Source organism: Saccharibacillus alkalitolerans (genome assembly GCF_011090185.1).
GTDB classification, from domain to species: Bacteria; Bacillota; Bacilli; order Paenibacillales; family Paenibacillaceae; genus Saccharibacillus; species Saccharibacillus alkalitolerans.
In genome coordinates, this window is the sequence record NZ_JAAFGS010000001.1 from 1,022,579 (window position 1) to 1,048,590 (window position 26,012).

The following is a 26,012-nucleotide window of genomic DNA, read 5'->3' on the forward strand; positions in this document are numbered from 1 at the left end:
CGACGTGAGTGGACTCTCTAAGGTTGTTTTACCTTAAAGCAGCAGCGTTGAAGCAGCGGTAAAAAGCAGGCGGATGGTCGGGTCCTCGGCGAAAGAACGGGGAGATATACAAGGAGAAATGTGTATGTTATAATATTCACAATTAAAGAATTATTAATTTGAACGGCGAAAGGAGGTGAATCCTTTGCTCGATCTGCAGGATTTGCTCCCTTATTTGTTTTCGGTCAGCCTGCTGCTTGTTCTGCGTTACTTCTATCTGCTGTTCCTGTATGGCGGATTGCGAATCACGTGGATCGAAGCCGAGAATTACGATTACCGCAATTATTTCAATCCGATTCCGGCCTCTCGCGGATGCGACTCTTGTTCAAGGCTCAGCCGGATGGTCCGGCGCCGAGAGGCTCCCGATGAAGACGGCGGCGACTGCCGCTCCTCGTTCGATGACGTTTATTCGAGCGAACGAGGAGGAACAGGAAGATGGAAGAAGCAAAAGGATTCATTTTCAGCACAAAAAGGGGTAAGTTTTTCGTTTTAGCGATGCTGCTCGGCATGGTGGCGCTGCTGTCCGGATGCGGTCCGCAGAGCGGGGAAATCACGAGTTCGACGCCGGGATTTTTCAATCATTACATCGTATTTCCGATTTCTTATTTGATTCAGCATTTGGCGGGATGGTTCGGCGGCAGTTACGGGATCGGCATTATTCTTATTACTTTGATCGTCCGGACGGCATTGTTCCCGCTGATGATGCGTCAAGCGCGCTCGCAGCAGCAGATGAAAGCCAAAATGAGCGTCATGCAGCCGGAACTGGACGCGTTGAAGAAAAAGTACGAGAACAAGAAGGATGCCGAGCAGCAGAAGCTGATGCAGCAGGAGATGATGGCCATCTACCAAAAGCACAGCTTCAACCCGCTGAACATCGGCTGTCTGCCGATTCTGATTCAGCTTCCGATTCTGTCGGGGCTGTACACGGCGATCCGTCTGACCCCCGAACTGTCCACGCATTCGTTCTGGTGGTTCAAATTGGGACAGCCCGACTGGATCATGGCGGTTCTGGTCGCGGTCTTGTATCTGGCGCAGGCAAAAGTGTCGCAGTTTAACATGACCCCGGAACAGCGCAAGCAGATGGCCGTCATGAGCTATATTTCTCCGCTGATGATGCTGTTCTTCTCGTTCAGCGCGCCGGCGGCCATGCCGCTCTACTGGATGGCGAGCGGTACGTTCCTTCTGCTGCAGACGCTGCTGTTCCGCAAAATGTATCCGACGAATCCGGAAGCGATCGCGGCGCTCGAAGCAAAGTCCGACAAACCGGATCAACCCGGCGGCGGAAAATCGGGCACACCGCAGGGCGGTACCATGAAGACCTCCAAGGCGGCAGATGCCAGCAAGCCGGTCAAGGCTTCGGCGGCATCCGCCAAACAGGGCGGAAGGCCGAAGACGTCCGGCAGTAAGTCGGGAAAATCCGTCAAGAAGCCCGCGAAGGCCTGAGAGAAACTCGGGTATATGGATGAAGCCTCGCCGCGCAAGCCAAACTTGCCGCGGCGGGGCTTTTTTTCTGCGGAGGCGAAGCCGATCGACCACACCTAAAAAACGCCCCTTCCGCTTCTTGATGAAGAGGAGGGGCGTTCAGTGGGGCCCTGTCAGGGCTATGGGAATGCAGGAGAGTTACCGCGCCGAAGATCGGCTCAAGTTCGCGGCGCGCATGAAGTTGCCGATAATCCGATGCCCGATTCGGCCTCCGGCGGTCAGCAGCGATTCGGGATGGAACTGCACCGCGTACACCGGAAGCTCGCGGTGGCGAATTCCCATCACGACGCCGTCTTCGGAACGGGCCGTCACTTCCAGGCAGTCGGGCATATTTTCGGCATGCAGCGAGTGATAACGGCCGACCTTGAACGGACCGTCGATGCCGTCGAACAGCGGACATTCCGCCGAAGCGCTGACGAGCGCCGGTTTGCCGTGCTGCGGAACGTCCAGCACGCCGAGACGGCCGCCGTAATATTCGACGATGCCCTGCAGGCCGAGGCAGACGCCGAACATCGGCACTTCGCGGCCCGCGGCGAGATCCAGAACTTCCCGCATGCGGAAGTCGTCCGGGCGACCGGGTCCGGGCGAGAGCACGATGCCGTCGAACGTTTCGCCGCCGCGCAGAACGCGAAGAGCGGCCGGGGTGCGCAGCACCCGTACTTCGGCGCCGGTTTCCTTGAAATAGCCGGCCAGCGTATGCACGAACGAATCCTCGTGGTCGACGAACAGGAGGCGTTTGCCGAGCCCCGGCAGCCGATCGGCGTCGGTTCCGGCCGGCGCGGCGTTTGCCGGCGCGCGGCTGCCGCGTACCGCTTTGACCAGCGCGGCTCCTTTGGTCAGCGTTTCTTCTTCCTCTTCGGCCGGGATCGAATCGTAGAGCAGGGTAGCGCCGACGCGGATTTCCGCCACGCCTCCGCGAATACGGATCGTGCGCAGCGTCAGTCCCGTATTCAGCCCGCCGTCGAAGCTGTAGAAGCCGACCGCGCCGCCGTACCAGTCGCGGGGAGAATCCTCGTGATCCTCGATCCAGCGGATCGCCGCTTTTTTCGGCGCGCCCGTTACCGTTACGGCCCACATATGCGTCATAAACGCGTCGAGCGCGTCGCAGCCTTCGCGCAGCGTGCCTTCCACATGGTCGACGGTATGGAACAAATGCGAATACGTTTCGATCTGCCGATGGCCGATCACGTTGACGGAACCCGGTTCGCACACGCGCGACTTGTCGTTGCGGTCGACGTCCGTGCACATGTTCAATTCCGCTTCGTCTTTGCGCGAATTCAGCAGTTTGCGGATCTGCTCCGCGTCCTCGATCGGCGAGGCGCCGCGCTTGATCGTGCCCGAGATCGGGCAGGTCTCCATGCGCTTGCCTTCGACGCGGACGTACATTTCCGGCGACGAACCGACCAGATGCTCCGTGCCCAGGTTGACGATAAAGCCGTAAGGGCTCGGATTGATCTCGCTCAAGCGGCGGAATACGGCGGACGGCGCTTCCGGGCACGGCTCGTACAGCGTCTGCGTCGGCACCACTTCGAACAGGTTGCCGACTTTGAATTCCTCGATCGCCGTATCGACGAGGCTTGCGTAGCGTCCCGGCACATAGTCGGGCAGCTTCGGAAGAACGCCCTGCGCGCCCGCCGCATTGGCGGTCGGGGGCGTGACGCGCGGCAGTCCGGCCGTCGAACGTCCGTCCGCAAGCGCGAAGTCGTAGCTCAGCTTGTAGGCCTGGCCCAGCTGACGGTCGACCATGACGATCTCGTCCGGCAGATACAGCACGACGTCGGGCCGTTCCAGCGTGCGCTCGTGCTTCAGGGGCATCGGTTCGAACTGAAACACCAGATCGTAACCGAACGCGCCGTACAGGCCGAGCTGCGAGTCTTCGGGCGCTTCCAGCGCCTCTTTGATGCGGCGGATCAGCGTGAAGATGGAAGGACGGCGCGTGCGGTCTTCTTCGGACATCAGCTCGTCTTCGTCCTCGCGCTGCAGCACGGAGCCGGTGATCAAACGGCCTTCGCGGCCAAGTTCGAACGCCGGGTCGGCGGACAGGGTCAGGTGCAGAAAATCGAGCAGCAGGTCGCCGCGTTCATTAAGGGCCTGAATCTCAAAACGGCCGCGCGAAGAGCGCAGCTCGATGGGCGGATTCAAAAATCCGACATCCCATCTCGAATAACGGCCCGGGAATTCGTAACCGCTCGTAAAAAGGGCGCCGCGACGGCTGTCGATATCGGCAAGAATGGGAGTTACCGCCTCCGACGCATCGAGAGGGGTTAGGGTGCGGGTGACTTCAAGACGGCCCCGTGTGGCGTAAACTGCCCGCTGCGGGGAAAGGGTGGCTTCAAATTTCACTTTTTCTCCTCCTTCGGTTGTAGCAAGGGTTGGAGAGAAAAGAGAAAGAAAGTGATGGATATGCGATTGAAAAGGGGACTCGGCTCCGCTCAACTTGTCTCTGCTCTTGTCTCTGCTCAGGCTCTGCTTCTCTTGAAAATAAGCTCGGTCTTGCATGCGGACTCCTCCGCGGGTGTCCGGCTCTCCGGACTTATGGCAAATGATACCGGGTCGCCGGGGCGGTTGTCAATGGCGGGTAAGCGCGCAGTGTTCTTTTTTGCCCGGACAAGAAGCGAAACGCTTGCGTTCTGGAAAAAAGAAGTCTACAATAAACATATGAACAGTTGCTCATATGTTTAGATAAAGGAGTTGAGAGTATGAGTCGACGGAAAGAAGAACGCGGCTTCGATCATCACGCCCATAACCATGGCGCCCAAGGTCATCAACACGGTCACGGCGGTCATTCCCACGCCCACGGCGCGAACAAGAAAGCGCTGAAGCTTTCCTTTTTCCTGATCGCTTCCTATATGATCGTCGAGGTCATCGGCGGACTGGCGACGAACAGCTTGGCCCTGCTGTCGGATGCCGGTCACATGCTCAGCGACGCGGCCGCGCTCGGATTCAGCCTGCTGGCCATGATCTGGGGAGAACGCCGCGCCAGCTCATCCAAAACCTACGGCTACAAGCGTCTCGAAGTGTTGGCCGCTTTTGTGAACGGATTGGCGCTGCTCGGCATCTCGCTGTATATTTTCTACGAAGCGTCCCGCCGTTTCTCCGATCCTCCGGGCGTCATGAGTTCGGGCATGCTGACGATTGCGGTGATCGGCCTGCTCGTCAACGTGGCCGCCGCATTTATTTTGATGAAAGGCGATACGTCGGAAAATTTGAATATTCGGAGCGCCTTTCTGCACGTGATCGGCGATCTGCTCGGGTCCGTGGGAGCGATCGCCGCGGCGATTGCGATGATGGCGTTCGGATGGAACATTGCCGATCCGATCGCAAGCGTCGTCGTAGCCGTCTTGGTGCTGATCAGCGCTTACCGGATAACGCGGGATTCGGCGCATATTTTGATGGAGGGCGCGCCGGCAGGCTATGACACGGACGGAATTCGCCGGGCGCTCGCCGGCATTCCGGGCGTCCGGGGCGTGCACGATCTGCATCTCTGGTCGCTGTCGTCCGATCTTCCGCTGCTCAGCGCGCATTTGGTGCTGGACCGCCCGGAAGACGGCGAAGCGGCGATGGACCAGGCCCGGCGTCTGCTGACGGAGCGGTTCGGCATCGGGCATATCACGATCCAGCTCGATCCGCCCGGCGCCGTCTGCGGCGTGCGCGACGAAGCGGGACATGGAGAGCATTGAAGCAAGTGTGGCCGGTCGGAACATTCGCTTGAGCTGAGCGGATCTCCGGAAGAACAAGCGGACAGCAAAAAAGGAAGCCCGGATCGGGCTTCCTTTTTTCATAGAGACAAACACGCAGCGATTTTTAGGTGGATCGAGTCCCCGCGAAGCAGCCGTCTAGCCGTGCTTCAAGTGCTGAAGCGTCTGGGAGAAAATCTCTTCGACATGCCGGTCGTCAAGAGAGTAGAAGACGGTTTTGCCCACTTTGCGCCGCTTTACGATGCGGGTATTGCGCAGATAACGCAGCTGATGGGAAACGGCGGACTGCGTCATATCGAGTACGATGCACAGATCGTGCACGCAGAGTTCTTTTTGCAGCAGGGCATAAATGAGCCTTACACGCGTAGGATCGCCGAGCGCCTTGAACAGTTCGGCCATATCGATAGCGGTGGAATCGTCCACGAAATTTTCCTTGATCCGGACCAGCGTGTCTCGGGGAGCCGCGCTGTCCGCGCCGTCGTGGCCGCATTCGTCCGTCATGTCCTCGCGTAGCGCTTCCTGTGTCACGCTTCATCACCTTCCCGTATGCGTCGTGTTTCCATTATAACAAAAATCGTTGGGATTACGAATAGGCTTTTTTTTCGCCGGAAATTTTGACTTGGCTCATCGGCGGAGCTATAATCGAAATAACACATGAACATATGCTCATATATAATTCGTAATCTTTTTGAATAGCTTTTCGGACAAGGTGAACAAAGAAAGAGAACGCAGATCGACCGGGAGGGATCATCATGGGAACGGCTGCAGGCACGGTAAAGCGCGAATGGGTACTGGAAGGATTGGACTGCGCCAACTGCGCGATGAAGATCGAAAACAGCGTGCAGAAGATGGAAGGCGTATCGGACTGTTCGCTGAACTTCGTCAACAAAACGCTGACTTTCATAAGCGACCCGGATCGCGAGGAAGAAGTGGCCTCCAAGGCCGCGGGCACGATCAAAAAGTTGGAACCCCATGTGCGAATTACGGTCAAGGGCACGCGGCAGCAGATCGACGCTTCGGGTCGCCTTGCGCCGCAGCCGTCTCCCGGTTCGCCGACGGTAACGGACATAGCCGTCCTTCAGGCGGACTCTCCAGGGGAGCATACGCATGAGCATTCGGGACACGGACATTCGCACGAGCACGAAGGCGGCCAGAAGACGCTCATCGGCAGACTGGCGGCTGGCGCCGCATTGATGGCGGGCGCGCTGCTGCTTCCGCTTGGCGGAGGATGGGAGCTCGGATTGTTCCTGACGGCCTATCTGATCGTCGGCGGCGACGTTCTTCTGCAGGCGGTCCGGAACCTATTCCGCGGGCAGGTGTTCGACGAGTATTTTCTGATGTCCGTGGCGACGGTCGGCGCTTTTGCGGTCGGACAGTATCCGGAGGGAGTCGCGGTCATGCTGTTCTACCAGGTCGGCGAGCTGTTTCAAAGCCTGGCGGTCAACCGGTCGCGCAAATCGATCACTTCGCTCCTTAACATTCGCCCCGATTACGCCAACTTGAAAGCGGACGGCGGCGTGAAACGGGTCAGACCCGAAGCGGTCGCGGTCGGCGCGCATATCGTGGTCCGTCCCGGAGAGAAAGTGCCGCTTGACGGACGGATCGTCGAAGGTTCCTCGCTCGTCGACACTTCCGCGTTGACGGGCGAATCCGTGCCGCGCGGCGTGAAGACGGGGGATGACGTGCTCGGCGGATTCATTAACAAAAACGGCGTGCTGACCGTGGAAGTCACGCGGACGTTCGGCGAATCGTCGGTCGCCAAAATACTGGAACTGGTCGAAAACGCCTCGGGACGCAAAGCGCCTACAGAGACGTTCATCAACAAGTTTGCGCGCCGCTATACGCCGATCGTCGTCGTCACGGCGCTGCTGCTGGCCGTGCTGCCTCCGCTGATCGTGCCCGGCGCGGAATTCTCCGACTGGATTTACCGGGCGCTGATCTTCCTCGTCATCTCCTGTCCGTGCGCGCTCGTCGTCTCCATTCCGCTCGGCTTTTTCGGAGGAATCGGCGCGGCGTCCAAGCAGGGAATTCTTGTAAAAGGCGGGAACTATCTCGAAGCGCTGAATCAGGTAGGGGTCGTCGTATTCGACAAGACCGGCACGCTCACCCGGGGCAGCTTCCAGGTGACCGAAGTGCACGCGGCGGACGGCTTCGAGCGCCAGGAGCTGCTGGAAACGGCCGCTTATGCCGAGCTGCATTCGGGCCATCCGATCGCGGATTCGATCCGCGAAGCGTTCGGCCGCAGGCTCGACGGGGCGAGAATCGGCGATTATGAAGAAGTGTCCGGGCACGGCATTCGCGCCGAATTGGACGGCCGCGCCGTACTGGCCGGAAACGCCAAGCTGATGCGTGCCGAGGGAATCGCTTTCGCCGAAGCGGCGGATGCCGGCACCGTCGTGCATGTCGCCGTGGACGGACGCTGGGCCGGCCGCATCGTGATCGCCGACGAGATCAAGGAAGACTCCGGCGAAGCGATTCGCGGCCTGAAGAACCTCGGCATCCGCAAAACGGTCATGCTGACCGGCGACGCGAAAAGCGTGGGCGAGGAAGTCGGAAGACGGCTGGGCATCGACGAAGTCCATGCCGAGCTGCTGCCGGAGAATAAGGTGGAAGAGATCGAGAAGCTGGATCGCGCGAAAAGGCCGAAAGAGAAAATATTGTTCGTGGGCGACGGCATTAACGATACGCCGGTGCTGGCAAGGGCCGATATCGGCGCAGCGATGGGCGGACTGGGTTCCGATGCCGCCATCGAAGCCGCCGACGTCGTCATCATGACCGACGAGCCGTCGAAGCTGGTCACGGCGATTGGCATCGCCAGACGGACGAGACGGATCGTATGGCAGAACATCGTTTTCGCGCTCGGAGTCAAAGCGGTGTTCCTGATCCTCGGCGCTTTCGGCATCGCGACCATGTGGGAAGCGGTGTTCTCGGACGTCGGCGTCACCCTGATCGCGGTGTTGAACGCCATGCGGGTGCTTCGAACGGGAAGCGGAGCTTCCGCGGCAGAAGAGGTCGGCACGGTCCGATCGGCCGAAGCGCGGTAAGCGGCGAAGTCGCACCGATGCCGAAAAAACAGAATCGCAGCCGCATCGAACCGCCGAAAGGCGGTTCTTTTTTGCGTTCGCAGGTCAGCGGCTGGATTTCGAGCGAGCATACCGTTAAACTATCCATAACGTGCTCGAAGAGGGAAAGCTTGGATTCTCTTCCGCGATATTTTCCGCGGTAGCGATACTTTCTCCCGTCGTACCGCGTTTATAGGCATAAAGCCTTTCCTGGAACCGCTTTAATCCGTCATGGGGGTGAAAAAGATGCTACAACCGTACTGCGCTTACCATCCCGAGCGGGAAGCCCGCCATCAGTGTACCCGCTGCGGAAGAATGATTTGCGACGAATGTTACGACCCGGAATCGAAGACCTGCAGATTTGCCGACTGTCATATCAAAGACTCGGCCGGAGCCGGGGGGAGGGCGGAAGAGAGAGGAACGCAGCACCGGAACAGGCCGAATCAAGGCGATTGGTCCGCGAACACCGGCTGCCGGATCGTCGTCGCCATTTTCGCGATCATCGGCGGATTGTTTCTGCTGCTGCTTGCCATCTGCGGCGGGATGATCTTTTTGAATTACTGACCTGAATGCGCGAAAGGAGGCCAAGCGTGGAATTTCCCGTCTATATCCCGCTCGGACCGTGGAGGATTCATCCGCACGTACTGTTCGAGACGCTTTCTTATTTTATCGGGTTCAGGGTCTATCTGTGGACGCGAAGATCGAGCGGAATGCCGAAGCTGACCAGTCTGCAGATTTTGGCGGGCACCATTCTGGGCGCGGCGCTCGGAGCCAAGCTGCTGTACTGGCTGGAAGACCCCGCCGCCACTTGGGAGCAGCTGAGCCGGGGACACTTTCTCTGGGGAGGCAAAACGATCGTGGGCGGACTGCTCGGCGGCCTGATCGGGGTCGAATTGTCCAAAAAATTGGCGGGATGGAAGCCGTCGACCGGCGATGATTTCGTCTATCCGCTCATTGTCGGAATGGTGCTCGGCCGAATCGGCTGCTTCCTGACCGGTCTGGAAGATCATACATACGGCGTCGCGACGAACTGGATCACCGGCGTCGATTTCGGCGACGGCGTTTCGCGCCATCCGGCCCAGCTGTACGAGATCGCCTTTTTGCTGGGACTCGGCCTGCTGCTGTTTCCGCTCTACCGAAAAAGCCGGGATCCCGCCTCCGCCGAAACGGGGTACGTGCAGGGACGGATGTTTCAATGGTTCATGGCCGGATATCTGGCTTTCCGTTTTGTTATCGAGTTTATCAAACCGACTCCCCATCCGTACCTGGGACTGAACAATATTCAGCTCGCCTGCATCGCCGGATTGATTTACTACGCATGGCTGATGACCCGGCGCGGAAAGCGCGAGGCCGAGCCTGCCGCGGAAGCGGCGCATGCCGGCTGAACGCGCGTTTTCCTCGGAGCCCGTTTGCCTACTTTTGTGAAAAGGAGCGTCATTCGCATGCCCAATCGCCCTTACTTGTACCATGAATTGACCAACAGCATCTGCTCGACGTGCTACCGCAAAGTCGAAGCCAAGATCATCGAGGAAAACGGCCGGATGTACATGGTCAAACGCTGCCTGGTGCACGGGCCCGAAAAGGTGCTGATCTCGACCGACGTCGATTATTACAAAAAAACGCGCGAGTTCGTCAAAGCGTCCGAGATGCCGCTGAAGTGGAACACGCCGATCAAATACGGCTGTCCCTACGACTGCGGCCTCTGTCCGGACCACGAACAGCACAGCTGCCTGACGCTGCTGGAAGTGACGGACCACTGCAACATGAAGTGCCCGATCTGCTTCGCGGAATCTTCGCCGCAGCGGACGACGCACCGCTCGCTCGAACAGATCGAATTCATGCTGGATCGGATCATCGAAAACGAAGGCGAAGCCGACATCGTGCAGATCAGCGGCGGGGAGCCGACGACCCATCCGCAGTTTTTCGAAATTCTCGATCTGTGCCGCGAACGGCCGATCAAGCATATCATGGTCAATACGAACGGCGTGCGCATCGCGCAAGACCGGGCCTTTACGGAGCGGCTTGCTTCGTACATGCCGGGCTTCGAAATCTATCTGCAGTTCGACAGCTTCGAGCCTCACGTGCTGAAGGAACTGCGCGGCGCCGACGTGCGCCGCATCCGCGAAGACGCCATTCGGCATCTGAACGAATTCAATCTGTCCACGACGCTGGTCGTGACGCTGAAAAAGGGCTTGAACGACTCGGAGGTCGGAAAAATCATTCAATACGGGCTGCAGCAGCGCGCGGTGCGAGGCGTGACGATTCAGCCGATTCAGGCGGCGGGCCGCCTGCAGGGATACGACCCGGCGACCGACCGGCTGACGGTAAGCGAGGTACGGCAGATGATCATCGACCAATCGGGCGTATTCGAGCCGGACGACATTCTGCCCGTTCCCTGCCATCCCGACTGTCTGGCGATGGGCTACGCGCTCAAGCTCGGGGGAGAAGTGCTGCCGCTGACCCGGATGATCGACAAAGAAACGCTGCTGGAAGGGGACAGCAACACGATCGTGTTCGAACATGATCCCGTCGTGAAAGGCAAGCTGTTCGAGCTGCTGTCGACGGGCCACTCCCCGGTCTCCTCGGCGCTGTCGCTCAAAAGCCTGCTCTGCTGCCTGCCGCTCGCGGCGGTGCCGGAAGAGATCGTGTACGATAACGTGTTCCGGATCATTATCATGCAGTTCCTCGACGCGTACAATTTCGACGTGCGTTCGGTGAAGAAATCGTGCGTGCATATCGCGCATCCCGACGGCCGGATCATTCCTTTCGACACGTACAACATGTTTTACCGGGACGATAAGGAGAAGCTGCTGGAGGAGAGAAAAGCGGAAATCGCGACGGCTTGGGATACCGCGCCGGGCTGCCGCTGAGTCCGGCGCGCGTCCGGGAGGAGCGCTTCGGGAGAACGGAGGGCGGATCGACCGCTGCGCTTCCGTCCCGCGCGGAATGCACGAAAAAGCCGGCTCGTTAGCGAGCCGGCTTTTTCGGCGGTTCGACGTTTCGTCGCGGGGAACCCTGCGTCAAAGCTTACAGCATGCCGAGAAAGCGGCTGGCGATGCCGAAATAAATGAACAGCGAGAGAATGTCGTTGAGCGTCGTGATCAGGGGACCGGAAGCGACGGCCGGGTCGACCTTGAATCGGCTCAAAACGAGCGGAATGCAGGTACCCGTCAGCGTGCCGATAATGAGCGTGGCCAGCAGCGATACGCCGATAATTCCGCCGAGCAGCAGGCTGCCCTGCCAAAAATACGCGATCACGGTAATGAGCAGGCCGCAGGAGACGCCGATCATAAGGCCGACAAGCAGCTCGCGGCGCAGCAGCTTCCAGACCGTGGAGGCGGTCAGCTTGCGTCCGTTCAAGCCGCGGACGACGACGGCCAGCGATTGGGTGCCGGTGTTGCCCGTCATGCCGGCGATCATCGGCATGAAGAAGGCCAGCGCGACGATCTGCTTCAACGTGTCTTCGAAGTAATCGACGATACTGCCCGAGACCAGACCGATGAACAGCAGCAGAATCAACCAGGGAAGCCGCCGCCTTACCGCGATCAGCGGCGGCGTATCGAAGTCGATATCTTTGCCGCCGCCGCCCATCTTGGCGACGTCCTCGTCGGCTTCGGACACGACAATGTCAAGAATGTCGTCGACCGTAATGATGCCGCATAATCTCGATTCTTCGTCAATGACGGGAAGGGCGAGAAGTTCATAACGCTGAATCAAGCGGGCGGCTTCTTCTTGATCCATCGCGACCGTGGCGAAGACGACGCGTTTTTTCATCAGCGTTTCGATTTTTTGATCGTCCTCGGCAAAAAACAAATCATGGTAAGAGACGACGCCCGCCAATTTGCGGTTTCCGTCGACGACGTACAGATAACCGATCGTATCGGACATGGAAGCCGAACGGCGAATGTGCTCGACCGCCTCCCGCGCCGTATCGTCGGCCGAGAGCGAAATAAAGCGGTCCGTCATGAGGCGGCCCGCGCTTTCCGGCGGATAACCGAGCAGCGTGCGCAGCGCGGACGAATCGCTCAGATGCATGTACGACAGCAGCTCTTCGCGCTTTCCGGGCGGCAGATCGTGCAGGAATCGAGCCAGATCTGAATCTTCCATATGCCGCATGACGTCAATGGAGCGGTCGGGTCCCAGGTTCTCGAAAATTCCGGCCTGTTCGCGGTTGGTCATCGTTTCGGCCATGTCGGCAAGCTGCTGCGTGTGCAGCCGAATCAGGAAATGGCTCCGCTCTTCCGGAGCGAGCTCCCGATAAATTTGCGACAGATCGTAAGGGTGCAGATCGCGGGTGAAAGGCTGAAACTCCGAGAAGTCCTGCCGTTCGAGCAGGCGGCGAACTTCTTCGGCCAACTGTTCGACATACCGTTCTTCCGGGGTTTGATGAATTTTGGGCGGCATACGTACCTCCTTGTGAATCCGTAAATTCTCGATTGCTCACTCTTTAACTGTAAACTTTTCGGCATCGGACAAAACTTTTTCTTGCCTCAAGGAAGTCATCGCCGCGAACGGCGCTTTGCTGAGCGCAGACTGAACGCTGCCGCACCCCTCCGACGCGGACGATCCCAACCCTAACAAGAAAAAGCTGCGCGTATGCCCCGGGGCATCGCGCAGCTTTTTCGGCGTGCAAAAATTTCGCGAAAATCGAACTCCCTAGCCGCCGACCCGCGAATCAACCGGAAGGTTCCGCCGCCTTCGCTCGAACCGCTTCCGCCGCGTCCCTTGCCGTCAGGCGCTTGTGCGCCGCAAGCAGGAAAGGCAGGCCGCAGGCGGTCAGCAGCGCCAGCGGCGCGAACACGGCCAATCCGCTCTGCAGGGCGAAGCGGTCGAGCAGCAGCCCGCCGACGATCGGGGCGGCGACGTTCCCGACGTTGTTGAAGCCGATGGTGCCGAAGTAGGTCCCTTTCCATTCGGGCTTGGCAATCCGGTCGATCAGCATGTCCATCATCGTGAACAGCAGCACTTCGCCGACGGTGAAGACGAATACGCCGGCCAGCAGCAGGACCAGGCCGTGTCCCATTCCGAACATCAGCAGCGACAGCGAAACGAGCGCGTTGCCGAGGATCAGCGGGACGACCGGACGGAACCGGCTGACCGTCTTGACGATCGGATACTGAACGATCAGCACGACCGCGGCGTTCATCGCCAGCATGTAGGAGAACAGCTCCCTGCCGTTCGCAAGCCCCGGGGCAAGCGACAGATACTGCGCCAGCGTGGAGCTGAAATGTCCGTAGCCGAGCACGCAGAAGGTTGTGCCGATCAGCACCGGCAGGAAGATCCGGTCGCGCCTCGTCACCGCGAACGCTTCCCGGATCTTCGGCGCGGCGGCTTCGCTCCTCGCCGGCAGCGCGCTACGGTGCGCGGAGAACTGCGCGATCAGCACGAGTCCGTAAAGGACGTAGACGACGCCCGCGACGAGAAACGGAAAGGTCGATTCCGCCGAACCGAGACGCAGGCCGAGAATCGGGCCGAACACGACCCCGATATTGATCGCGGCGTAACGAAGATTGAACGCGAGCAGCTTATGCTCCGGCGGCGTCGTATCGGACAGCAGGGCGCGGGAGGCCGGTTCGAACACCGAGCGGCACAGCCCGTTCAGGACGTTCACGACGAAAAACATCCAGATTTCGCTCGCCGCGGCAAAGCCGAAGAAGACGGCCGCCCAGCAGAACACGGAGACGAGCATGACCTTTTTGCGTCCGATCCGGTCGGAGATATAGCCGCCGTAGAAGCTGACCGAGACGCCGGCCAGCGAGCTGGCGGCGACGATCAATCCGGTCAGCGTCGCCGGAACCCCCATCGTTCCGGTCAAATAGATGGCGAGAAAAGGGATGCTCATCGACGTGACGAGGCGGCCGAACATGGTGCCGACGATGATCGTCCAGGCAAGAGGGTGAATCTGTTTAAGCGCTTGCGGAATCATGGCCTTTCACTCCTTGTTAACAGCTTCCGTCATTGTACGCCCGGTAAAAGGGGAAGAAAAAGGGCAAGAATTCGTTTGCTTTTTTCCCCTTTTATATGATGCAATAAACGGGAAGGTTCAACGGGGGCCGCACGCGGAAAGGAGCGGGAAGATGGATAACGGAATGATGCAGTACCTGCGGATTTACGATCATTTGAAGGACGGACGTTCCGGCGGCGAAGAAGAAGCCTCGGTGACGGTCGCGCAGCTGGCGGAGCTGCTGTACTGCACGCCGCGCAACGTAAAGTTCGTGCTGCGCAAATTGGAAGAATCGGGCTGGATTCACTGGATTCCGGGACGCGGACGGGGCAACGGATCGAAGCTGCGCTTTTTGCGCTCCGCGGAGGAAGTGCTGGAGCTTCGGGTGCGCAGCCTGTTGGAACAGGGACGGGCGAGCGACGCGCTCGATCTGGTTGCCCAGTCGGGCGTCGACGAAGTGCTGAAAGCAAGGCTGTGGTCGCAGTTCAGTCTGTATCTCGGCCTGCACAGCGAACCCGCCGACAGCTCGGACTGCGACGTGCTGCGCATGATCCGCTACCGGAAAATGGAGAAGCTTGACACTTCCGCCGTTTATACGGCATTCGAAGTCTACATTTTGGGGCAAATCCACGATACGCTGATCAAGTACGACGCTTCTGCGGACAAATTTCAACCGAGGTTGGCGCACCGATGGGAAAGCAATGAGCGCGGGGACCGCTGGACCTTTTATTTGCGCAAGGGCGTGCGGTTCCACAACGGGCGCCTGATGACGTCCGCGGACGTGCGCGAGACGCTGCTTCGGCTGCGCCGCAAAGACTCGCCGGCGCTCAGTCTGCTGCGGGACATCGAAGAAGCGGAAACGCCGGGCGAATATACGGTGACGTTCCGCCTTTCGCGTCCCAACGCTTTTTTTCTGCATCTGGCGGGAAGTCTGTACATGGCCGTCGTTCCGGCGGAGTCCGACGACGGGGAGCTGCCGGTCGGGAGCGGGCCGTTCCGGATATCCGAGTTGAGCGAACACCGGCTGTCGCTGAGCGCGTTCGACGGCTATTACGGCTATCGGCCGCTGCTGGATCGGGTAGACGTCTGGTTCATGCCGAGCGGCGACGTAAGCGGCCATACTTATCATTTGTCGGAGGACGACGAGGTGGAAGGCAGCCGGCAGGTCGATTCGCCCGCACAGGGCTGCCGTTATCTCATTTTCAATTTCCGCCGTCCAGGTCCGCATCACCACGACGATTTCCGCAAAGCGATGCGCATTCTGTACGACCGCGAGCTTCTGGTGCGGGAATTGGGCGGAGACCGGCTGGCGCCGGCTTCCGGTTTCCTGCCCCGCTTCAGTTCCTCGGCCGATATCGCGCCGGGCACGCTGGACGAAGCCCGGGACCTGCTGCTTTCGAGCGGTTACGCCGGGGAAACGGTGCGGCTCGTGTTCACCGACAAAAAGGAAGAATGGATCGAAGCCAACTGGCTGCGCCGCCGCGCGGAAGATATCGGGCTGCGCCTCGAACCGTGTCCTCAGAAGCCCGCGCTCGGTTATCCGCAGGCCGAAGAAGGCGACCTGGCGATCGCTTCGGAAGTGCTGGAAGACGACTGGGAACTCGACCTGCTGAACTTTTTCCTGAACGGCATCAATTATTTGGGCCGGATGCTGCTGGACGAACAGCGCGGCGAGCTGCTTGCGCTGTTCGAAGGATTCATGACCGAGAACGAGGCCGGCCGTGCGGAAATTTTCGCGCGCGCGCAGCGGCTGCTCGCGGCGAACAATTGGCTGCTGTACGGCGCGCATACGAGCCACCGCGCGTATTTCAACCGAAGCTTGTACGGGCTTCGCATGGGATCGCTCGGTTTTCCGAATCTGTCCCGGCTCTGGGTCAGAGGCGAAGACTGCGGCTGCGACGCGCCGGGCAAGCATTGAACCGGGATGCGTTCGATTTTATACTTGTAGAGGAAAGCGGCCTGATGCCGCGCATGCGAAAGAGAGGCTGAGACGAGTGAAGAGCTATGAAGAAACCGCCAACGGACGGCGCAAAGTTATTATCGATACGGATACGGCAGGGGACGACACGATCGCTATTCTGACCGCCCTGCATCATTTTGACGTATTGGGCATTATGATGACGGGAGGCAACGTGCGGTTCGACCAGGAGGTCGAAAACGCGCTGTACACGATCCAGGTTGCGGGCAAAGGCGGAGAGGACGGCAAAATCCCGGTCTATAAAGGCTGCGAACGTCCGCTGCTGTCCCCGTGGAACTCGGCGCAGCATCTGACGGTCGAGGACGTGCACGGCAGCGACGGCATGGGCGGAGCGAATTTTCCGAAGGCCGCGCAGCGTCCCGCGGAAGGACATGCGGTCGATTTTTTGATCGAAACGGTACATAAATATCCGGGCGAGGTGACGCTGCTCGCCATCGCTCCGCTGACCAACATCGCGATGGCCGTTCAGAAGGACCCGACGATCGTGCCCGAAATCGCGCATCTGTACGTCATGGGCGGCACCAACAACGCGCTCGGCAACATTACGCCGGCGGCGGAATACAACTTCTATACCGATCCGGAAGCGGCCAGCCTCGTATTGAATTCGGGCATCCCGACCACTATGGTCGGCTGGGAAATGTGTACGGCCTATTCGCTGATGGACGACGACGATCATGCGGAGATCGCGGCGCTCGGCACGTCCGGCGCCCGCTTCTTCGCGGACGTGAACAAGGTAGTCATGCGCTTCAACAAGACGGTTCACCGCTTAAACGGAACGACCCATCCCGATACGCTGCTGATGGCCGTCGCCGCCGACGAATCGATCATGACGAAGTCGAACGACTATTTCGTGGACGTGGAAACGAAAGGCGAATGGACGAGAGGATACAGCGTGGTCGACGTCAATGGGCGTCTGGGCCGACGGCCGAACGTCCGCGTGTGCGAAGGTATCGACCGTCCGAGGTTCAAAAGCCTGCTGCTCGAAGTGCTGGGCGCCGTTCGATAGATTCCGACAAGGCATAATCGATTAATGAATAGGGTAAGAATCGATTACAGCCCGAGAGGATGAGAACAGTGAACGAAACGATGCCGGAAAAACGAGGAGTTCTTCGTCTGCAGGCGGGAGACGGCGCCGGTCGGATGTTTCAGCTTGCCGTCATGACGGTGAACCCGGACGAACTGCAGCACGTGTTGGACGAAACGGTTGTCGAGCTGGAGCAGGCGCTGCGAACGGGGATCGTTCATGCCGGCGCGGTTCTGCGCGGAACGGACGGCAGGGACGCCGCGGTGCTTGCGCATCTGAGCGGCGTTCCCGGAGAACGACGGAAGGTGGAACGCCTCCGTCTTCCCGCGGACTCCAACATGGATACCGATTTGTTCGCCGTCGAAATGGTGGGTCATATCCCGGAGCAAAATTTTTCCGATCTCGAAGAAGGATCGCCGATGGCGCATTTCGTCAACGTGTTCGAAGTGGCGCCCGGCGAGAGAAAGCGAATGCTGGAGCAGTTTGCGTCGATTATGCCGCATGTGTCCAAGAAGGACGGATACGTTTCCGCGAACGTTCATTTCAGCCTCGACGGCGTCTATGCCGCGAACGTAGGGCAGTTTACCGACAGTGCTTCTTTGGAGTCCGCCCTCGGTCGGCCGGAGGTGCTGGCCGCCTTCGCCAAAGGCGCCGTGAGCGGAGCGCTGGAGAAAAGCTTCGGCATTTTGCCGAAACCTCCGCGCTTTCGCCGATACGAAGTATATCGCGTCGCGGGCGATAACCGAAATTTGTAAATCCGCCGCGGCAAGCGCAGCGGGCAAGGAGGCGAATGGCAATGAAGCGGCAGGATCTTCGGCTCGAAAAAGAAATCGTAAAAACGGTCCGCATGGACTATCAGCTCTATCTTCCTTCCGGTTATGAAAAAGGAGTTTCTCCGAAAGCCCCGCTGATCGTATACCTGCACGGAGCGGGAGGAAGCGGCGCGGAACCGGAACTCGTGCGCAGGGAAGGGCTGCCGGCGAGAGCGGAATCGGGCGCGTCTCTTCCTTTCGTGATCGCTGCGCCCCAATGCCCGATCGGCGTCTTCTGGAATACGCAGGAAGACGAAGTGTTGGCGATTCTTGACGAAGTGGAAGAACGTTGGAATATCGACCCCGAACGCGTCTATTTGACCGGATACAGCATGGGCGCATACGGCGTATGGCATCTGGCCGTCCATCATCCGAAGCGTTTCGCCGCGATCGCGCCGGTCTCCGGAGGCGGAGATCCGGCTTATGCGAAAGAGCTGCGGACCATGCCGGCCTGGATCTTTCACGGGACGGACGACGAAATTATCCATGCGTCGGAATCGGAGAAAATCGCCGAGGCGATGCGGGAAGCGGGAGCCGAAGTGGAATTGACGCTGTATCCCGGAAGCGGCCACGATTGTTGGAAAAAAGTTTATTCGAACGAGGCGCTGTATCGGTGGTTTTTGGAACATACGGCTTCGGGCCGACATGCCCGGAAGAGGGAAGAAGCCGGAGAAGAAACGGATGCGGAGACGGATCAAAGCGGCGCGAAGCGATCCGATGCCGAAAGTCGGACGTTCGGCCGCACGGCAGACATTCCGGAAGAGGCAGCGGGGGAGGCGGCGATGGTCGGGGAAAGAAACGAATATCCGTCCGAAAATCCGGCTGACGCGTTCGGAGACCGGCTGTCCGAACGGCCCCAGTGGGAAGACGGGACGTCCGCTCTCGGCCTTTATCACGACGGAACGCAGCGTCTGAATATAGAGCCGGTCGGAGAAGAAGACATCGACGATCTATTTGAACTCGAAGCGAAAAACAAAGAGTTCTTCCGCGGATTCGCGGCGACGCGGGAAGAATTATTTTACACGCGGTCCGGACAGACGGAACGGGTTCGCCGGGCAATCGAGGCGTCGGCTGTCGACCAGCGTTATCTGTTCCTGGTGCGCGAGCGGGCAACCGGCAAGTTGATCGGCTCCGTCGACCTGATGGACGTCAGCCGAGGCAGCCTGCAGAGCGCCTGGATCGGTTATTTCATGGACAAAGAACATAACGGCAAAGGTTATATGACGGAGGCGATCCGATTCGTCGTGCGCCATGCGTTCGAAGTGCTGGCGCTGCACCGGATCGAGGCCGGCGTCATGCCCCATAACGAAGGCTCGCTGCGTGTGTTGGAGAAGGCGGGTTTTCAGCGCGAAGGGCTGACGCGAAGCAGCGTAAAGATCGACGGACGTTGGCGCGATCATGTGCTGCTGGCGATTTTGAATCCGAAAGACACGGCTGAAGAAGGGGAATACGGACAGGCCGGGGAGGACGGGAATTCATGATCATTACCGACGGAGCCAAAGCTTTTATCGAACAGGAAATGAAAAAAACAGGCATTCCGTCGCTGCGCGTGCTGTCCAGCGGCCGGAGCTGCAGCTGCTGCGGTCCCGGCTTTCTCGTGAAGCTGGGACGGGCGGAAATGAACGATCGCAGCCTCAGCGTGAACGGACTCGAAGTCTTTTACGAACCGCACGCGGTAAGCTTCGTGGACACGGTGACGCTGGATCTGCTCGTCGACGAGCGGGGAACCGGACTCGTGATGCACGGCGACGATCGCTGCACGCTGTAAAAAGAACATGATTAGAGAAGGCGGCCGAATGAGCTCGAACCGATTCGGCCGCAATGAAAGGAGCCGTACCGAGTTTATGGCCGCAACCGAAATATTGGACGTATTCAACGAGCGCCGCGAGCATACCGGAACCGCCTCGCGCGGCGAAGTGCATGAACGGGGGTTATGGCATCAAGTTTTCCACTGCTGGGTCGTTCGCGGTTCCCGGGAGGAAGGCTGGGATCTGCTGTTCCAACTTCGCCACCCCGATAAGGAAACGTTTCCGGACAAACTCGACACGTCGAGCGCGGGACATCTGCTTGCCGGCGAGACGCCCGAAGACGGGCTGCGCGAACTGGAAGAAGAGTTGGGATTGTCGGTTCGCCGCGAGGATTTGGTTTACTGCGGGCTGCATCGCGAGGAGTACCGGATTTCCGAGCATTACATGGACCGGGAATTTACGCATGTCCATCTGTACCGGTCGGATCAGGCTTTGGAGGATTACGGGGTGCAGCACAGCGAAGTCTCGGGCCTGTTTTGGGTGCGGGCGAACGAATTCGACGAGTTGGTACGCGGGGAACGCGAAGAAACAGCCGCCGAAGGCGTTACCTACGACGAGAAGCTGCGGCCGGTGCAGGAACGCCGGATCGTCGGCTTGGACGACTTTACCGACAATACGGCAGACTACTACAGCCTGCTGTTCGGCATGCTGAATAAGCTGTAGCTCAACGGAGTAGGCCGGAAAAGAGCCGCGAAAAAGGAGTTCGACGCAATGAGTAATCCGTTTGCTCGGCGTCTTCAGGAGGTTTATCCGGAGATGCCGATCATCGATGTGCAGACCGAGCATGCTGCGCAGCATTATATCGTATTTACCGTCAATCATCATTATGTTTTTCGCTTTGCCCGCGACGAAAAGGGAACCGAAGAACTGCGCCGCGAAACGGAGCGGCTTCTTCCTGCCGTGTCGCGTGCCGTGAAGTTGGCCGTGCCCGTCCCGCGCTGGCACTCGTTCGGTCATCCTGAGCCGGGCTTCGCTTTCGCAGGCTACGAACGGATCGACGGGGAACCTTTATGGCCCGGAACGCTTGAAGCATTGGAGGGAGCCGTCGAAGATCGCGCCGCCGCCGCGGTCGCGGGATTTCTGCGCGATCTGCATGCGGCGGAAATTCCTCCAGGGTTCTCCGGCGAGCCGCCTCGCCTTCCGGAACGGGACGATGTGCTGCGGCTGTCTCCGCGGCGGCTGTACGCTCGCGTGCGCGAAAGCGTGTTCCCCCGAATGGGTGCCGATCTGCGGCGTCGCGCCGAAAGCGATTTTGAGACGCTGATCGATAAGACGGAGACGGCGGAGCGTTCGCTCGTTCATGGAGCATTCGGCCCCGCGCATCTGCTGTGGGATTCGCAGGCAAGGGAGGTTTCGGGCGTGATCGGATTCGGCTCGTCGCGTGCGGACGATCCGGCGGTCGATTTGGCCGGACTGCTGGCCGCTTACGGTCCGTCCTTTTTTGCGAAATGTTTGAACCGGTACGGCGCAAACGGTCCGCTCGAAGAACGCGCCCGACTCTACGCGAAGCTGCTTCCGCTGCGAGAAGCGCTGTACGGATCGGATGAAGGCGACGAAGAAGGGACGGCTTACGGATTGGAAGCTTATGCGGGGGAGGGCGGCCGATGAAGAAGCCTCAAACTGAAATTCGCACGGCATTCGAGCTGGAGCTGCTGCGCAAGGCGCAAAATCTGCGCCCCGGTCCTCCCCCTCCGCCCTGGAATCCGGCGGTTACGGTTCCAGCCGCCGGCGCTTACGCCTGCGGCTGGGACGAACAAGAACGCCTGCTGCTGCTCGGCGGCTCGGGCTTCAGTCTTATCCTGCCCGAAACGGGAGAAGTCCTGATGAGGGAACGCGACGTTCGCCGCATGGAAGCCGGTCTATCGCGGGATGGGCTGACCTTTACGCCACCGCAGGGCGGATCGCCGTGCGGCTTGTTCGGCTTCGAAGCGGGAGGAGGCATCCGGTTGACGAGCGACGGCTGGAGCCTCGAAGTCATCTACCCGTGGTGGCCGCGAGCTTCCGTCGTCCTGGATCAAGTCTTTGCTCCGGGACATACTTATCTTGAACAGGCATGCCTGCTCGAGAATGATCGACTGGACGGTCCCCTGCTCTGCGGCTTTTCTCCTTCGGGCAGGCATCTGGCGATTCTCGGTTCCGGCGGGGCCGTCCTGCATTCGCGGCAAACTTAACGCATCCTTCAACCCGCCTTAACATTCACCGAACATTTTTCCCTCAAAATAGAGATATGGGAAAATGAATCCGCATTCCGACGAAAATTAACGGCGCGGATGCAGCAAAATGTTAAGGAGTTGAGAAGATGAGCGAGTCGACGGCGCACGGATGGGAAGGGCTGAACGATCGGACAACAAATGCCGGTGAAGAGGAAAGCATGCTGTGCGAGCGGTATGCTCCTTATCTTATGTTCGACCTGCGCGAGCCTTTCCTGCCCAACCTGGTCGGTTTTACGCGTCTGGAGACGAATGATGAATCGCCGTCGTATCCCCGGTCGTTCGAGAACGCCGATCCGCGTACCGATTTTATTTTGGAATACGCGATTTGGTGGGATTACGAAATCGGGCATCTGTACCAGCTCGAACAGGTGTGGGTTTATGTGGGACCCAACGGAGAAGTGCTCGACTGCGAAGCGACATTTCACGGAAAAATATTGAAAGGGCTGCTCAGAAACCGCAGTAATCTCAGCGACGGCACGCATGTCCGCTTGTTCGTGCAGCCGGGCAAGCATGCGCTGTCGCCGATGCCGGAAATGTTCGAGCTGCTGCCGGACTTGTATTTGGCCGCCGGACCGAGAGCGGGCTCCGACGGTCTGTATGCCGGAGGGGAACTTGCCTGCCTGGTGCCGACCGGCGACGAAGTCGAAGAGATTCACGCCCGGGTGCGGCGTTACCTGCGATCTTTTGCCTTTAAGCCGGCGCTGGAATATACGGAGTGCCGTCTGCTGTCCGAACAGTTTCTGCCTTGGAGAGAGCTGCGCGAAGCGATTCCGCTTCGCCTGGCGGATCGCCTGCTGGAGCTGGAACTGATCTTCGCCCGAGACGGTCTGCGCGGCTCCGAAGAATCGGCTGCGGAACGAAGAATGCGCCGCAGCCGCGAGTCCGGCGAGGGCGCCGAGCGGGAAGAAGCCCGCTAACACGCCGGACTCCTAACGCCGGAGCGTTCGGCTGAGCCGCATCTGCCGGCTCGCCCGAAAGATATCCGAGGCAAGGCACAAGCATAAACAACCGTCCGAATGTCCGTTTCGGCGAACGAAGAACGGTCTTTTCGCTAACAGCGAAAAGACCGTTCTTTGTCGTACGCGCGGACTGCCCGCACGGTTGAGAACGTTCTTGTTTTTCAAGGAGGCGGCCGGTTGATATACTGAACGCAAAACCGAATGCGAACATTCCGACAGACGGGGCGCAGCCTGGCGATGATGACGATGAAGAGGAGAAGGGAGCGGAGAGATCGATGAGCTTGGAAAACGAAAAACGAATGGAAGCGATCAGGAAAGCGGCGCTTCGCGAAGCATCCGAGCAAAGCCTGGCGGTCAGCCGTCAGCTGCTCGGCCATCAGGAGTTGGAGCGGGAGAACGGCGTGCCGGTCATTGCCGGCATTTTGGAAGAACCGGGAGAGCGGGTCGCCGCCGTCTATTTTCCCGTCAAAGAGGAGCGTTACTTTTTCGTCGTGTACGTGGATACGGAACCCGAGGTTTCCCTGCGCTTCGCGGGTATGGATTCGGGGTCCCGGGTATACTGCCGAATCGTGTCCGAGACGCTCGATCTCCCCGAACTGCTCAGACTGATTCCGCTGGAACCGAACAAGACGTGGCAAAAAGGCACTCGCGTATCGGAACGGAGCGAGGCGCTGCGGAGCTTCAGCGGGATGGCGATCGAACCGGACCGGAGGCTTTACATCGAGGCCGAGCGCAAGCTGGAACGGCTGCTCGAAGTTCTGGAGACCCGCGCATCCGCTTTCCCGCTGTCCGGGGATTCGACCGCCCATGTGCAGATTGCGTATTACGGCTATAAGGAGCAAATGGGAGGCGTCCATCTGTCGACAGCCCTTATGTCCAGGCTGGCCGCGCTGGGGCTGGAACTGGATTTGGATCTCTACGCCGGAGGCCCGGATCTTTTTGAAGAAGACTAAACGGTGCCGGAGCACGTTTAATATATGAAAGCTCAATTTGCGATGGAGAGGAGGCGGGAGATCGTTGATCAAAAACGGAACCTGGAGCTTGCTCAAAATGGGATTGGCGATAGTCGTGGTGATCTTGGCCGGGTATGCACTTATCACGGGAGATTATTCAGGATCGCCTTATATGACAATCGCGCTGGGACTCATGGTGATTGCGATGGCGTTCGACGAGCGGGAAAAGCAGCGGAACGCTTATTGGCCGATCTTAATCGGAACGGGCATTTTTTCTCTGCTGGTCGGCTTTTATATTCTGATTTTCTGACAAAAAGGAGGGGACGTACCGTGCTCAAATCGAAATTCGCGCTATTTGCGTTCTTACGGCAGACAGGCTTTGCAGCCCTTCTGCTGACCGCGGCCGTTCTGTCCGCCTGCGGCGAAGCCGGAGAACCTCCGCGGGCGGAAGCGGAAAGCCTGGACGGAGAACGGATGTCGACGGTAACCGGCACTTATTCGTGGGGAGGAGTCGAAGCCGATTCCGAGGCCCCGCCCGAGCTGATTCGCAGCGAAAAGGTGCATGATTTCGTGCCGAAGGGCGGCCTGCGGCTTGAATTTGAAGGCGAGGAGCCTTTTCAAATCTCGGCGGGCCTGATCGATATGGAAAACCCTCAGGGAGCCGCGATTCCCGTAGGGGTAGACGGAACAACGCTGACGCTGCCGAAAGAACCGGGATATTATGCGCTGCAGGTGAAGGGCGTATGGAAAAACGACGATTATGCAAGTTATGCGCTGTCTATTCGGATTGTTGAATCTTAAGGCGGTTTACGCGTTTGGTTAACTGCTAAAGCAGAATAGGCCCGCTTGGCAGCCGATTTTTCGAGAATGGCTTGTAAAAGGGCAAAGGGCATGTTATTTTTGATAATGATTATCAATATCAAAAATAAAAGGGTGGGTTTACTTTGATCAGACGGTCCAATTTGATTTTTTGGGTATTTGCGCTTGCGCTTTTGCTGGTTCTGAGCGCCTGCGGGCAAGCTGCGACGAATCAAACGGCGGATGCGAAAGCCGGGACGGAGACAGTGCCGAAAACGGCAGCCGAGACGAAAACGGGCAGCGCTGCCGAGCCGGCTTCCGGGACGGACGCGGAAACGGTCGCTTACCAATCGGATGTCGGCGAGGTGCAGGTTCCGAAAAATCCGCAGCGGATCGTCGATTTGACGGCTTTCACGACCGGCTATTTCGTCGCGCTCGACGCTCCGGTGGTCGGCGCGATGCAGGGAGCGATGAATAACAAATACATCAAAGAGCAGTTAGCGGCCCAAGGCACGACGAATTTGGGCGATACGCCTACGGCGGAACCGATTCTCGGACTTAAGCCGGATTTGATCATTGCGTACAAAGGCGCGGAGGGCATCGATAAGCTTTCCGCGATTGCTCCCGTGGTACAGCTGGAGTACGGGAAGCGCAGCTACAAGGACCTGATGCTGGAAATGGGCAAGCTGACCAACCGCGAGGAAGCGGCGAAAGCATGGGTCGAAAAGTGGGAAGCCCGGATTGCCGAATTGAAACCTCAAGTTGAGGCAGCGGTAGGCGATCGCAAAGTATCTATTCTCAATCCGTACGCCAAAGGACTTTACGTATTCGGGAATAATTACGGCCGCGGAGGAGAGATCATCTACGGCGAGTTCGGTTTGAAGGCTCCGGCCAAGGCGCAGGCCGAAGCGATCGACAGCGGGACAGGCTGGGCTTCGATCTCGCTGGAGCTGCTCCCGGAATATGCGGGAGATATCGTCTTTACAAGCCCTTGGTCGGGCGACGACAGCGATCCCGAGACGGTATACGGCAACAGCCTTTGGAAAAACCTTCCTGCCGTCAAAGCCGGACATGTATTCCGGTTGGATGCGACGTCGGATACGTATAACGATCCGGTGTCGTTGGAAGGACAGCTCGAGTTTATTACGGACAGCCTGCTGTCCGCAAAATAAAAGGCTTGGCTGCAGCCGCACGAAACTTGATCCGATGCCCGAAAAGAGCACGCTCCAGCGAAGGGGGCGT

At 59.0% G+C, this 26,012-nt stretch carries 24 protein-coding genes; 20 read left to right on the top strand and 4 right to left on the bottom strand.

The window, feature by feature from the left end; all coding sequences use genetic code 11:
• Positions 1–184 precede the first annotated feature (184 nt).
• Positions 185–532, top strand: a complete 348-nt coding sequence (locus GYN08_RS04380; RefSeq protein ID WP_166272806.1) for a hypothetical protein — start codon at positions 185–187, stop codon at positions 530–532.
• On the top strand, positions 475–1,482 hold the full coding sequence (gene yidC, locus GYN08_RS04385; protein ID WP_166272807.1) for a membrane protein insertase YidC: 1,008 nt from the start codon (positions 475–477) through the stop codon (positions 1,480–1,482). The genes GYN08_RS04380 and yidC overlap by 58 nt, the downstream gene beginning before the upstream one ends.
• 177 nt (positions 1,483–1,659) lie before the next feature.
• Here yidC and GYN08_RS04390 read toward each other — a convergent pair whose 3' ends face one another.
• Positions 1,660–3,864, bottom strand: coding sequence for an anthranilate synthase component I (locus GYN08_RS04390; protein WP_166272808.1), 2,205 nt, complete (start codon positions 3,862–3,864; stop codon positions 1,660–1,662).
• A 356-nt stretch (positions 3,865–4,220) separates the two neighbouring features.
• Here GYN08_RS04390 and GYN08_RS04395 point away from each other — a divergent pair, with 356 nt between their 5' ends.
• Positions 4,221–5,201: a cation diffusion facilitator family transporter gene (locus GYN08_RS04395; RefSeq protein WP_166272809.1), complete on the top strand. Its 981-nt coding sequence runs from the start codon at positions 4,221–4,223 to the stop codon at positions 5,199–5,201.
• A 156-nt stretch (positions 5,202–5,357) separates the two neighbouring features.
• Here the strand turns inward: GYN08_RS04395 and GYN08_RS04400 are convergent, their stop codons facing one another.
• The gene (locus GYN08_RS04400; protein ID WP_408015043.1) at positions 5,358–5,747 is read right to left on the bottom strand and encodes an ArsR/SmtB family transcription factor; all 390 of its coding nucleotides are present in this window, start codon (positions 5,745–5,747) and stop codon (positions 5,358–5,360) included.
• Positions 5,748–5,971: 224 nt separating this feature from the next.
• On the opposite strand from GYN08_RS04400, the gene GYN08_RS04405 reads away from it, so the two are divergent.
• The 4 genes from GYN08_RS04405 (at position 5,972) to GYN08_RS04420 (ending at position 11,151) form a co-directional block, all read left to right on the top strand.
• A complete protein-coding gene (locus tag GYN08_RS04405) occupies positions 5,972–8,263 on the top strand; it encodes a heavy metal translocating P-type ATPase (protein WP_166272810.1) in 2,292 nt (763 codons plus the stop codon).
• Between the two features lie 264 nt (positions 8,264–8,527).
• Positions 8,528–8,845 (top strand): hypothetical protein, encoded by a 318-nt coding sequence (locus GYN08_RS04410; protein WP_166272811.1) that lies wholly within the window; start codon positions 8,528–8,530, stop codon positions 8,843–8,845.
• Positions 8,846–8,871: 26 nt separating this feature from the next.
• Positions 8,872–9,666, top strand: coding sequence for a prolipoprotein diacylglyceryl transferase (locus tag GYN08_RS04415; RefSeq protein ID WP_166272812.1), 795 nt, complete (start codon positions 8,872–8,874; stop codon positions 9,664–9,666).
• Positions 9,667–9,723: 57 nt separating this feature from the next.
• On the top strand, positions 9,724–11,151 hold the full coding sequence (locus GYN08_RS04420; protein ID WP_166272813.1) for a radical SAM protein: 1,428 nt from the start codon (positions 9,724–9,726) through the stop codon (positions 11,149–11,151).
• Positions 11,152–11,308: 157 nt separating this feature from the next.
• Here the strand turns inward: GYN08_RS04420 and mgtE are convergent, their stop codons facing one another.
• Together mgtE and GYN08_RS04430 are read right to left on the bottom strand one after the other, a co-directional pair.
• Entirely contained in the window at positions 11,309–12,685 is a 1,377-nt protein-coding gene (gene mgtE / locus GYN08_RS04425) for a magnesium transporter (protein WP_166272814.1), read from the bottom strand.
• Positions 12,686–12,956: 271 nt separating this feature from the next.
• Positions 12,957–14,207: an MDR family MFS transporter gene (locus tag GYN08_RS04430; protein WP_206023579.1), complete on the bottom strand. Its 1,251-nt coding sequence runs from the start codon at positions 14,205–14,207 to the stop codon at positions 12,957–12,959.
• Between the two features lie 151 nt (positions 14,208–14,358).
• On the opposite strand from GYN08_RS04430, the gene GYN08_RS04435 reads away from it, so the two are divergent.
• The 13 genes from GYN08_RS04435 to GYN08_RS04495 all read left to right on the top strand — a co-directional run bounded on the left by GYN08_RS04435 (position 14,359) and on the right by GYN08_RS04495 (position 25,942).
• The gene (locus tag GYN08_RS04435) at positions 14,359–16,143 is read left to right on the top strand and encodes an ABC transporter substrate-binding protein (protein ID WP_166272815.1); all 1,785 of its coding nucleotides are present in this window, start codon (positions 14,359–14,361) and stop codon (positions 16,141–16,143) included.
• A gap of 76 nt (positions 16,144–16,219) precedes the next feature.
• On the top strand, positions 16,220–17,209 hold the full coding sequence (locus GYN08_RS04440) for a nucleoside hydrolase (RefSeq protein ID WP_166272816.1): 990 nt from the start codon (positions 16,220–16,222) through the stop codon (positions 17,207–17,209).
• Positions 17,210–17,277: 68 nt separating this feature from the next.
• Positions 17,278–17,982 (top strand): antibiotic biosynthesis monooxygenase family protein, encoded by a 705-nt coding sequence (locus GYN08_RS24045; protein WP_166272817.1) that lies wholly within the window; start codon positions 17,278–17,280, stop codon positions 17,980–17,982.
• A gap of 41 nt (positions 17,983–18,023) precedes the next feature.
• Positions 18,024–19,520 carry a GNAT family N-acetyltransferase gene (locus tag GYN08_RS04450; protein ID WP_166272818.1) on the top strand — a complete coding sequence of 499 codons (1,497 nt, stop codon included), beginning with the start codon at positions 18,024–18,026 and terminating at the stop codon, positions 19,518–19,520.
• A complete protein-coding gene (locus GYN08_RS04455; protein ID WP_166272819.1) occupies positions 19,517–19,807 on the top strand; it encodes an adhesin in 291 nt (96 codons plus the stop codon). The genes GYN08_RS04450 and GYN08_RS04455 overlap by 4 nt, the downstream gene beginning before the upstream one ends.
• 76 nt (positions 19,808–19,883) lie before the next feature.
• Positions 19,884–20,510: an NUDIX hydrolase gene (locus GYN08_RS04460; protein WP_166272820.1), complete on the top strand. Its 627-nt coding sequence runs from the start codon at positions 19,884–19,886 to the stop codon at positions 20,508–20,510.
• A gap of 93 nt (positions 20,511–20,603) precedes the next feature.
• On the top strand, positions 20,604–21,455 hold the full coding sequence (locus tag GYN08_RS04465) for a phosphotransferase family protein (RefSeq protein WP_166272821.1): 852 nt from the start codon (positions 20,604–20,606) through the stop codon (positions 21,453–21,455).
• Positions 21,452–22,018, top strand: coding sequence for a hypothetical protein (locus tag GYN08_RS04470; RefSeq protein WP_166272822.1), 567 nt, complete (start codon positions 21,452–21,454; stop codon positions 22,016–22,018). The genes GYN08_RS04465 and GYN08_RS04470 overlap by 4 nt, the downstream gene beginning before the upstream one ends.
• A 128-nt stretch (positions 22,019–22,146) precedes the next feature.
• The gene (locus GYN08_RS04475; protein ID WP_166272823.1) at positions 22,147–22,977 is read left to right on the top strand and encodes a hypothetical protein; all 831 of its coding nucleotides are present in this window, start codon (positions 22,147–22,149) and stop codon (positions 22,975–22,977) included.
• Between the two features lie 317 nt (positions 22,978–23,294).
• Complete coding sequence (locus tag GYN08_RS04480) at positions 23,295–23,972, top strand: DUF4279 domain-containing protein (protein WP_166272824.1); 678 nt, start codon at positions 23,295–23,297, stop codon at positions 23,970–23,972.
• Between the two features lie 64 nt (positions 23,973–24,036).
• On the top strand, positions 24,037–24,282 hold the full coding sequence (locus GYN08_RS04485; RefSeq protein ID WP_166272825.1) for a DUF3953 domain-containing protein: 246 nt from the start codon (positions 24,037–24,039) through the stop codon (positions 24,280–24,282).
• Between the two features lie 20 nt (positions 24,283–24,302).
• The gene (locus GYN08_RS04490; RefSeq protein WP_166272826.1) at positions 24,303–24,773 is read left to right on the top strand and encodes a hypothetical protein; all 471 of its coding nucleotides are present in this window, start codon (positions 24,303–24,305) and stop codon (positions 24,771–24,773) included.
• Between the two features lie 263 nt (positions 24,774–25,036).
• Positions 25,037–25,942, top strand: coding sequence for an ABC transporter substrate-binding protein (locus GYN08_RS04495; protein ID WP_328802829.1), 906 nt, complete (start codon positions 25,037–25,039; stop codon positions 25,940–25,942).
• Positions 25,943–26,012 lie beyond the last annotated feature (70 nt).